Raw genomic sequence first — 11315 nt, 5'->3', positions numbered from 1 at the left:
CAATAAAGGGGAAATTCGTTTGAAAAGGAAACGAAGTGTGAGCAAAGCTGTGCTATCTTTCTGCCTAGCAGTTTTGCTTGTCTTGCAGACGGTGGCGTTCTCTGCTGTCGCATTTGCGGATAGCGCGCCAAGCGATTCCGGTGCGGCGGCCGTTAGCGAAGCCGATTCGCCGAGCGCGGACGAACCGTCGTCGGTACCAGAGGCGGTATACGCTGCGCCGACCGAACCGTTGCCAGTACCAGAGGCGGTGTTCGCTATGCCGGCCAATCTCGTAGCGATGGCGGCAGTCCCGACGGACAAAACGGCGGTGTTCATGGAAGCTAATTCAACCTTTCCGCTGGAAGTGACGCAGGGAAATGCTGTTATTGATCCAAACGGTATTATTCAGGGTAGACAGCCATTTACTCTCAAATCGGAAGGTCTGAAGGTGCCAGTGAATGGTGATGACTCTAATCCGACAAATGCGAATCTCGACCTATACATTCAGAAGGGTGACTGGATCGAGCTGAAAAGAGAAGACTACTTCAAGGAAGTGGTGTTGCCGACAACTAATAAAACCCTGAATGCACAGACTGAATCAGGTATGAAACAGCTTGGTACCGCCTATTTCACTCCAAATAGCATCAGGATTGTATTTAACGGTGATGATAACTTTTTCAATGGTGTTGGACGAGGTATTGTCTTCAGCTTTGTAACTACTGCCGATGCAGATGTAACGGGAATGGAGTATGGCGATACAAAGCCTATCAACATCTTTGGCGGTGCTTATCAGCTAGAGAACCCAGATGTTACAGCAGCGTATAGCATTACTTTAAGCTCGCCTGGAATGATCAGGTGGGATCAGTATGGTTATCGCGGAATTCAACCGGCACAATTTGTTGAGGGAGCGATTACTTGGCAGTCAAGCGTATCTGCATTCGATCAGTTTGATAAAACAATCAAATTACCGCTAGACGGGAAGACATTTTATACGAATCCTTCAACTTATAATACCGGCTTTGGAAATGTCCGCGGTATCTATATGGAGGATTCATTCAAAGTAAATGACCAAAATGTAACTCCAGACATTGGGGCAGACGGATCGCTGACTTACACTTTCCCACAGGGAACAGGTGTAGATCCAAAGGTTGAATATAAAACATGGATTCCAAAGGAAGCCTATTATTACGAGCACCGGAATCCGCCAGGCAATCTTGGTCGCAGCTATCGGGATATGAATGGCAAAGTGGAACTGAGACAGGACAATAATATGTTGGTGCAGGCAGGTCAGGAAATTTCTTTCGCACCCGACTGGATTCAAGCCAGCGCCTCGTATGACAATCCTAATGAAACAATCACATGGAAAGTCACTGTTAACCAGTATAACAAAAAAGGTTTAAAGGACTTTACCATCACAAATGTACTACCTCAAGGGCTGGAGTTTACTTCAGCCACATGGCAGACGTGGGTGGATGGCACTGCATCTGAGGTACAATCAATTGTACCGGATGCGAACAGCGTTTATTCCTTTGGGGATATTAACGGTAAAGTGGAACTAGTGATTAAGAGTAAGGTAACAAGCGGTTCCAACTTCAGAATCGACCCACGCGCTAACTGGAATTTGGACACAACAGGCGGTATTCAGAACAATGATGTGACAACTGGTTTAAGACCTGTCGCAGTAACTGACGAGGCAATCGTTACTATCGGTGCGCATACTTTTACAAAAACAGGCTCTGTTTCGATGGAGGATTATAACCTGGGCGGCATCACGTGGACCGTTAATTTAACACCACAGTATGCCCTGCCAAATGCGGCGGTATACGATGTGCTAGTGCATGGCGGCGATTTGAACGTCTTGGACAACGCAGTGGATGCAACAGGCGAGGTGAGTGCGGAAACGATTGCGAAAATCAAGGCGAATGTTAATACTGCTCAGCTTTGGAAGCAATATCGCGAAGGTACTCTCAAGAGCGCAAACGGCTTAACCTTGAAGGTTATCCCTTTGACAGTGAACGGTGAAGTCGTGGCGGATTTGATCAAGGTGACCGGATACACCGACAAAGCTGCATCCTTCAGCTTCCGTTCACTTGAGACCAAGCCGGATATCCTCTTCAGACAGGATATTAACGCAGGGAAAACAAGCTGGAATCGGGCCTTGCTCTTTGACGGCGAAACCGTAAAAACTGCTGCGGAAAACGCTGTTAATCTTCATCTGCGTATGCTGAACAAGGATATGCTCTTTGCGTCGAAGCCATTGAAAGCAGATGGTACACTTGAAAATGTTAATCCAAATAACGTAAATAACTACATTAGAAACGACAGCAATGAAGCGTGGACGATTTCTGGCTATGACAGGACAACCAAGACTGTTACATTCCGCTTAGGGGTGAATATGCCAGGATACAACACAGAAGAAATGGCTAAGGACGGTGGTAGCCGAGTAATCAGCAACATCAAGCTAGTGGATACACTGCCTGAAGGCTGGGAATTCGTGCCGTTTTCTGAGAGCAAAGATGTTGAGCTTTGGAAAGGCTACTCGGACAATGGTGGAGGCACCGAGTATGGTGTCAGAAACGACGCCAGAACAATTATTGAACCAGGCACTAATGCTCATGTGGTAAACTTCTCCCATAATGGAAACGTAGGAACTTTCACCTTCTCTAAATTGGAAAGTCCTTATGTCATTTTGGTAAAGGCAAGACCTTCCAATACAGCTCTGGGGAAATATTTAGAGGAATACACTACAAACGGCACAACCAAGCAGGTGTTGTATAATAAAGCTGACCTTCATATGACATGGGGCGGAGAGGAAAAGGTTCTCACTGAACAACGTAAGATTATCGTACCTATTCAGACCTTGGGCAAGTCGGTAACTAAGCCAGTTCCAGGGGTGCTGGAATGGACAGTGAACTATACCCCGCCATTTAACATGAAGCAGGGCGTTTATCTGCAGGATACCCTAGGTGCAGGCATGAATCTGCGCTATGAAGAAAACGGAAAGCTTGTGCTGACAGCGCCTAGTATGGCAGTCTATCGTGCTAAACTGACTGCCAGCGGTGCTCTGGAACGAGAGGGCGCAGCACTGGATCTAAGCGACCCGAATGCTGAAGTTCAGGTAGAAGCTGCACCAGGCGCGGGAGGCACCACAGTTTTAAAATTCAAAATGAACGACCCTAATAAGTTTTACCAGTTTGTGTACCAAACAGAGGTTGATTCATCTAAAGCGAAAGCCGGAGACAAAATGGGCAACGAGGTAAAGCTGGAGGGTGATGACAATCTGAAATCTGTCAGTGCCAGAAGCGAAAGTACGCTGGACAGTTCGGACGTAGCCGGCAGTTCAAGCTCCAATGCCCTGCTGCCCCTGAAAAAGGTGGATCCTAATGGCAATCCGCTAAAAGGCGTAGAACTTACGCTCTATAAGAAGGACGCTGGAACTCAAATCGCCAAAGGAACAACCGATAGCGGAGGGAAACTTAATCTGCTATTCCCAGATCCAGGGTATTATGAGCTGAAGGAAACTTATATTGACACAACGACATGGTTGCCGACTACAAGAATTTATCAGGTGTACGTAGGGAATACGCCCGGGAAGCCCATCTGGGTAGATGGCGTAAAAGTAACCTCTGATAATCCGCTGGTCGTACCTACGCCGGCGCAAGGAAAGCTGACTATCAGCAATAAGGTTGGAGGAAACGGCAGCGATTCTTCCAAGGAATTTGAATACACCGTGACCTTTACCGGCGAAGGCAAGGACGGAGAGTACACCTATAAGAAGCCGGATAATACGTTTGGCACGATCAAAAGCGGAGATAAGATTACCCTCAAGCACGGGGAATCTGTGACGCTCCCGATATTGCCTGCGGATCTGGTCTATACCATAACCGAGGCCGATTATACGACCGTTGACGGTTATATCACCACGCCGGAGACGAGAGAGCTGTCCGGCACAATCGTGAATAAAGGCGACCACAAGGCGGATTTCATCAATGAACGGACCGTCAACAAACTGACCGTCAGCAATACGGTCATGGGCAACGGCGGCGACAAGACGAAGGTGTTCGAGTACACCGTCGTCTTTGAGGATGCAGGCAAGGATGGAAGCTACTCTTACTTGAAGTCGGGCGGAGGCACAGGTACGATCAAGTCCCGCGATACCTTCAAGCTCAAGGATGGAGAGACACTGGATATTTCGGGTCTGCCTAAGGGTCTGAAATACACAATTACCCAGAAGGAATACACAGCCGACGAATACGTGACCATTCCTGAGGAACGGTATTATACCGGAGTCATGGAGGGAAAAGATAAAGATGCCCCGTTTACGAACGTGCGAGTCTTGGAGGGCGACTTGCTAATCAGCAACACGATTAAAGGCAAAGACGACGACAAAAAGAAGCCGTTCAAGTACACAGTCACCTTCACAGGCGAGAGAGCGAACGAATCCTACTCTTATGTGAAGTCGGATGGCAGTAAGGGCACGATCAAGAGCGGAGAGACCTTCGAGCTTACAGATGGCCAGACGCTCATTGTGCAAGGACTTCCGACATATCTCCAGTATAAGGTGACCCAGGATGATTATACGAAAGACGGCTATGTGACAGATCCTGAAAGTCTCGTTCGCACAGGCACCATTCCACAGAAAAAAGCGGCCGAAGCACACTTTGTCAATACCCGCCCGTATCTGGAAGGCGTGCTGCGTGATAACAACACAGGAGAAGTCATTCCGAATGCCCCCATCACGGTGACCGATCTGAACACAGGCAAGGAGCTTCAGACGAAGACAAATGAGAAGGGTGAATATTCGGTCCCAGCCGCAGCGGATACCGACTATACGATCACATATACGAAGTGGTATCAGGTAGGTGGGAAGGGTGTGCCTGTCGAGTTCACGCAAAAAGCAAATGTGGACGGCAGCGTGACGGACGAGACCGTTCCGGCGGACATTACGGCGGTAGGGATCGTTCTGTTCAAGCAGCTGAATGGAGCAAAAGAGCTATTCAACGATTCGTTTACCAACCAGATGCATATCTATTTGAAGGACAAGGACGGCAATTATATTAAGGAGAACGGTCGTCCTAAGGCGTTTCCGATGGCTTCGAACGGAACTTTCTCTGTGGAAGGGCTAAGCGAGCAGAAGTACACAATGGAAGTTCGCTATAAAGCTGAGACCGGCGAGGAACTGCTCCTCAAAGTGACGCAACTGGACGTGAAAGCTAACGGAGAGCTGAATATTTCCGAGGAATTGGTCGACCCTTATGGTACGGTTTATGATGAAACGACAGGAGATGCCATCACTGGCAAGAAAATTGACGGAGCCAAAGTTACACTGTATTATGCGGATACGAAGCGGAATAGAGATAACGGCCGCATTCCGGGTACGAAAGTAACGCTTCCTCCGGTTCCGAATTTTCCACCGCACAACAACGAGAGCCCGGAGCAGGATAGCGATGCAAATGGCTCCTATGCGTACATGGTGTTTCCTGAAGCGGATTACTATCTGATCGTAACGAAGGACGGATACGAGACGCACCGGAGTGATACGATTTCTGTCGATTTTGACATTATAAAATACGACGTGCCAATGAAGCCGATCAGTTCCGGTGGCGGCTCCGGCGGCAACTCCGGCAATGGTAACAGCGGAACCGGCAACGGCAACAGTGGAACCGACAACGGTAACAACGGAACCGACAACGGCAACAGTGGAACCGACAACGGCAACAACGGAACCGACAACGGTAACAACGGAACCGACAACGGCAACAGTGGAACCGACAACGGTAACAACGGAACCGACAACGGCAACAGTGGAACCGACAACGGTAACAACGGAACCGACAACGGCAACAGTGGAACCGACAACGGCAACAACGGAACCGACAACGGCAACAACGGAACCGACAACGGTAACAACGGAACCGACAACGGTAACAACGGAACCGACAACGGTAACAACGGAACCGACAACGGTAACAGCGGAACCGACAACGGTAACAGCGGAACCGATAACGGTAACAACGAAACCGATAACGGTAACAACGAAACCGACAACGTCGGCAACGAGCTGGACGATGCTCCGAAAACCGGAGACAACAGCGTATCGCCAATCTTCTATATGGTTTTGGCGCTGATGTCCTTGATGACGATTGGGTTCTGTCTACTCGGTAACAAGAAGAAAAAGCACATCCAGTGACCGGGAAGGCGGTAAGAAAATGAGCAAAACTAAAAAGTTTCTTATCGCCGTTTCCTCCCTTCTGTTGGTATTTTCCCTCGTTAATATTGCGAGAACCTTTCTGGGGGATTATGCCGAGCAGCAGAAAATCGAAGAGCTGACAAAAGTTTGGGAGGAAGGGTCGGACAAAGGCGGAGGGGATGCATTCCCCTCCCTTTTGTTCAATAAGGCGAATGAGCCGGTTATGCTTCCCGAATTTCGAGAGCTTTACGAGAGGAACTCGGACATCGTCGGCTGGCTGAAGATTGACGGCACCCGAATTGAGTACCCAGTCATGCAGAATCCACAGGATGCGGAGTACTATCTCAATCATGATTTCGATAAAAAGGAAAACAAAGGGGGCCTCCCCTTTTTGGACGCGCATAGCCGGACCAACGGTTCGGACATTTTGCTGATTCACGGACACCACATGAAAAGCGGCTGGATGTTTAAAGATTTAATGAAGTACAAGAACGAAAGCTTTTATAAAGAGCATGCTACGTTCCAGTTCAGCACGCTTTACGAAAAGGAAGAGTATGAAATTGTTGCCGTTATTCTGTCAAAAGTTTATCGCAAATCGGACGACGTTTTTAAATACTACCAGATTGAGAAGGTAAGTACGCCCGCCGAGTTTGACTCATATATTCAGAACATCAAAAAACTCGCTCTTTACGATACGGGCGTGACAGCCCGATATGGCGACAAGCTTATTGTACTGTCTACGTGTGAATACTCAACCGAGGACGGCCGGTTAGCGGTGATCGCCCGAAAGCGTAAATGACGATATTGAAACACGGTGTCAAGCTGCTTCATATGCGTTATAGAAGAGAGGCAGGGCATTAGTGCCTCTCTTCTATTTTTTTGTGACCAATCTCTCCATCTGACGCCACCGTTTCGTTCCTTAAGCAAATGCACCTCCAGCATATCCTCTTCATACAGACAAGGAAATGGATCATCCCTTATTAGTCATGTTAGCCACCTGTAGAATCTAGGAAATTAGTGAAGAATACTACAGTATACTACATTTAAATGCTCTGTAAGATGTGCAGCTCTTAAATAGTTTTACTTAAAGGAGGTTTATTACAGGATTGATTGAGCAAAAGGTGGGCTACCTGATGAATGAAGAACTTATACACCTACCACGTCTTTGTTCTACTTTTACGATATAAACTGGGCGTTTGCCGTTACTAGGACAGGTGTCCCTACATAGAAATAAGTTGATGAGAAAGGCTTATGTCATGAGCAGGGATGGTGTAAAGTAGATGGCACAAAAGTTGCAAAAGAAAAGTACACGATTAACCGGAAGGATCGTAATTCCGGGTAATCCGTCATACAATACGGCCAGAATGGAGTTCAATAGGCGCTTTTCCAAATTTCCAAGGGTCATTGTTTTTTGCCAACGGACTCAGGATGTGATCAACGCAGTCAAATGGGCTCGTGAGCGGGGCATACGTCTGCGAGTGCGCAGCGGGCGGCATAGCTATGAAGGCTTCTCGGCTGTAAATGGCGGCATTATTATTGATGTGAGCGAGATGAATAAGGTTAAGGTTGATCGAAAAAATAGAGTGGCCATTGTACAAACGGGAAATCCACTTGCCCGTGTGTACAAAAAGCTGTGGGATAAGCGTGTGGCCATTCCGGCGGGGACTGCGCCCGACGTAGGCGTAGCTGGGCTTACCTTGGGAGGAGGCATTGGACTTCTTTCCCGCAAATATGGACTTACGTGCGATAACTTGAAACAAGTGAAGATGGTCGTAGCTTCGGGAAGGTATGGGGCAAGGACGATTGTGGCAAACCGGAAGAAACATTCCGATCTGTTGTGGGCATCACGAGGCGGAGGGGGAGGGAACTTTGGTGTTGCTACAGAATATACATTTCGGGTTAGGCCGATTTCATCGGTATCTATTTACAGTATTACATGGAAATGGAGTGACCTTGAGAAGGTGTTACCAACTTGGCAGCGCTGGGCCCCGTCTGTCACGAACCGCTTAACCTCAACAATTGAGGTGGCTGCCAAGCAGGTGGGAACCATTGTATCTACCGGGCAATTGCTTGGCGGTGCAGAGGAGCTGCGTCGATTGATTAGACCGCTCTTGCGAGCAGGCACTCCGGTGAAGGTGATGGTGAAGACAGTACCTTTTATTGAAGCAACCAAATTTTTTGCCGAATCGGACCTGAATTTGGAACCGAAGTTTAAAATAACCGGGGCCTACGGGTTCCAAGCTTTGCCGCCTGTAGGAGTACGAATTATACGTGACTTTTTATCCAAAGCACCCAACAGACATTCTAGCGTGTGGAGTCAAAGCTTAGGTGGTGCAGGAAGCGCGGTGAGTCGAGTATCGCCTACTGCAACGGCCTATCCTCATCGGAAGGCTGAGACAATCTACGAACTGTCAGCCCGCTGGAGAAACAATGGGGAGCAGGAGCGGAATATTCAGTGGGTGGAAAGGTTTCGCAGAGCGTTACGTCCCTTTGTTAAAGGGGATTATGTGAATTTTCCCGATCTGCAGATTAAGAACTGGCCCAAGGCGTATTATGGCGTGAACTTTGGCAGATTGAAGCAGGTGAAACGAAAGTACGATCCTCATAATGTGTTTCGTTTTGCTCAGAGTATTCCAGTGGATAAACAGGTCGGAAAATGACAATATGCACACCAGATCGAAATTGCTAAAAGAGCTGACAGATGCAGCTCCTTTAGCAATTTCGCTGATAGAGACGTAAGCTGAACCGTATCATAAGTAGGGCGAAAAATAATAAGAGCTACGAATTTCAATACCAATGCGCTTCAGCGTATGGACTTTCAGAAGAACTTTAGTCTTAGGTAACGACTTTAGTCGTTGACATTCATGTCAAAATCAACCTGCTTTGAGCAGGTGGTCGTTTAAGTGGGATGATGTAGCTTTTGGTATTGATGAGCATCGTCAATGCCAATCATATTCTTAGGTTGATTGGTTCAAAAGTTACATGGGGGAATACGAGCAAGCACGGTTATTGAAGGAATTTGTAGACACTGAGCTTGTGCCTGGTAACTTATCAATCGCCAAACCCTGAAAACTATACAGACAATGCTAGCGACTACATTTAATTCATGGAAAGGCTGATATAAAAATGGACTTGTTGTAAGTTATGCAATAAAGGCTAGGCGCTACTCCAGTGAGAGAGCTGCCTGTGAAAGATGGCTCAGAGGGTGTTAGATATACTTGATGATATAATGGCATAAAATATTAAAAAGGATGACTGATATGAAAAAAGCAGTGAAAGTAGCCTCCTAATATTAAATAAATTATATTAGGGGGCGTTGAAGTTGAAATTCAGTATTATTAATCGTGACAATTGGTATCGAAAAGAATACTTTGAACATTATTTACAACAACAGACAACATTCAGTATGACGAATGAAATTAATATTACTGTTCTAATGAAGAACTTAAAGAAAAAGGGATATAAGCTATATCCTGCGTTTATTTTTATGGTTACAAGAATAGTTAATTCTCACAGAGAATTTAGAACGTGTTTTAACTCAGAGGGTAATTTAGGTTATTGGGCAGAGATTTGTCCTTGTTATACTATTTTTGACAATAGGACGCATACATTTTCAGCCATTTGGTCGCCAAATATGAATAATTTTTCAGAGTTTCATTTTCAGTATGAAAAGGATGTCCGAAAATACAATGGTACAGGTAGTTTATTTCCAAAAGAACCTATACCAGATAATAATATTCCGATATCTATGATTCCTTGGAGTTCTTTTAAAGCGTTTAACTTAAATATTAATAATGGTGGAAACTTTCTCTTACCAATAATAACTGGCGGAAAATACTCCCAAGTGAATAATGAATTATTCCTGCCTGTCTCTTTACAAATTCATCATTCTGTTTGCGATGGCTACCATGCATCTGTTTTTATGAATGATTTACAAAGATTCGCTAATGAAAGCGAAGACTGGGTTTAACTGGTCGTTTGTTGATAAGCTTGGCGTTCGATGGTGCTTGATGGTTTAAACGTATGTGATTACAAAGTAGGGCCATCCGACAAAGGATGGTCCTAAAACTTGCTGTTACAGACAGCGCGGAGAACCTTATCAGAAGCGAATAGTTAGGGAAATGTATACGCATTTTTTAGATAAGTTTGTTAAACTTTAAGTAAGAAAGCAGATTTCGAATATATTACATGCTTTTATAATGGAAACGAATCGGCTCGCTTGAAATTCTCCACTTGGGGTGTCCACTCTATTGACAGTAGTCCAAGCTGTTTGCTGCACCAGTTGTATACTGGTAAAGACCTACTTAAGATACATATAATTCTAAAGAGGTAAGGCCCTTAGAAAAAATAATAAAATTGCTGGATAAGCAAACAAAGGAAACCTGGCTATAGTCAACAGGAGGGTTCAATATGTGGTTTGGGAAGAAAGAAACGCAACTGGATCGAATAAAAAATAAACTGAATCAAGCCATGCGCAAAGACACGGCTTTCTCGGTGTTTGGAGCATCCTCACATCAATACAAGGTTAATGAGAAGCTTACTGCAAAAGAGCTGGCGGACTGGCAAGCCCATAATCAGGTCACTCTTCCTGAGCCTTACGCGCAGTTTTTAACGAAAGTCGGCAACGGAGGCGCCGGACCCTATTATGGAATTTATCCGATTGAAAAGGCAGCTTCCTATACCGAGCGCCAGGCACTCCTTGCAAAATCCGTTCTGCATCCCGGGATGACCAAAGAGGAATGGAACCATCTAATTGAGCCCCTGACCAAGGATGAGGACATCCCCGATGAGGAATACGACGACACCTGTAATAAGGTGCTGGGCGGCATGTTGTGCATAGGTACCCAAGGCTGCGAATACGAAATGTATCTCGTACTTGAAGGGAAATACAGGGGGAGAATTGTGTACACCTCCGATTTTCATCCCGATCATCCTTTTTTCTTTGTCTATGAAGACAGCTTTCTGGACTGGTACGAGCGCTGGCTGGATGAAATTATTCTGGATTATGATATCGGGTGGTTTGGCAGTCGAATACCGGGTGATGAGAATGCGCTGATCCAGATTTATCAGAGCGCTCCAAACGAAGAAATCCAAGCAAAAGCGCTTGATGGAATGTCCAAGTTTAAGAAAATATCTCAGCCAACCC

General features: G+C 46.2%; 5 protein-coding genes. All 5 read left to right on the top strand.

Annotation, left to right across the window (positions count from 1 at the left end):
- The first annotated feature begins 19 nt into the window (after positions 1–19).
- Positions 20–6169 carry a DUF7601 domain-containing protein gene (locus ABH897_RS24075; RefSeq protein WP_404592821.1) on the top strand — a complete coding sequence of 2050 codons (6150 nt, stop codon included), beginning with the start codon at positions 20–22 and terminating at the stop codon, positions 6167–6169.
- Positions 6170–6188: 19 nt separating this feature from the next.
- Positions 6189–6968, top strand: coding sequence for a class B sortase (locus ABH897_RS24070; protein WP_044647838.1), 780 nt, complete (start codon positions 6189–6191; stop codon positions 6966–6968).
- Between the two features lie 481 nt (positions 6969–7449).
- Entirely contained in the window at positions 7450–8829 is a 1380-nt protein-coding gene (locus ABH897_RS24065; protein ID WP_044647837.1) for an FAD-binding oxidoreductase, read from the top strand.
- A gap of 662 nt (positions 8830–9491) precedes the next feature.
- Positions 9492–10139, top strand: a complete 648-nt coding sequence (catA, locus tag ABH897_RS24060; RefSeq protein ID WP_283653971.1) for a type A chloramphenicol O-acetyltransferase — start codon at positions 9492–9494, stop codon at positions 10137–10139.
- A gap of 440 nt (positions 10140–10579) precedes the next feature.
- The coding region (locus ABH897_RS24055; RefSeq protein ID WP_404592820.1) for an SMI1/KNR4 family protein at positions 10580–11315 on the top strand (736 nt) is incomplete at its 3' end.

Origin of the sequence: Paenibacillus sp. RC73 (assembly GCF_044908085.1) — a bacterium.
GTDB classification, from domain to species: domain Bacteria; phylum Bacillota; class Bacilli; order Paenibacillales; family Paenibacillaceae; genus Paenibacillus; species Paenibacillus terrae_A.
The sequence above is the reverse complement of the archived record's forward strand: the minus strand, read 5'-3'. Positions and strand labels throughout refer to the sequence as shown.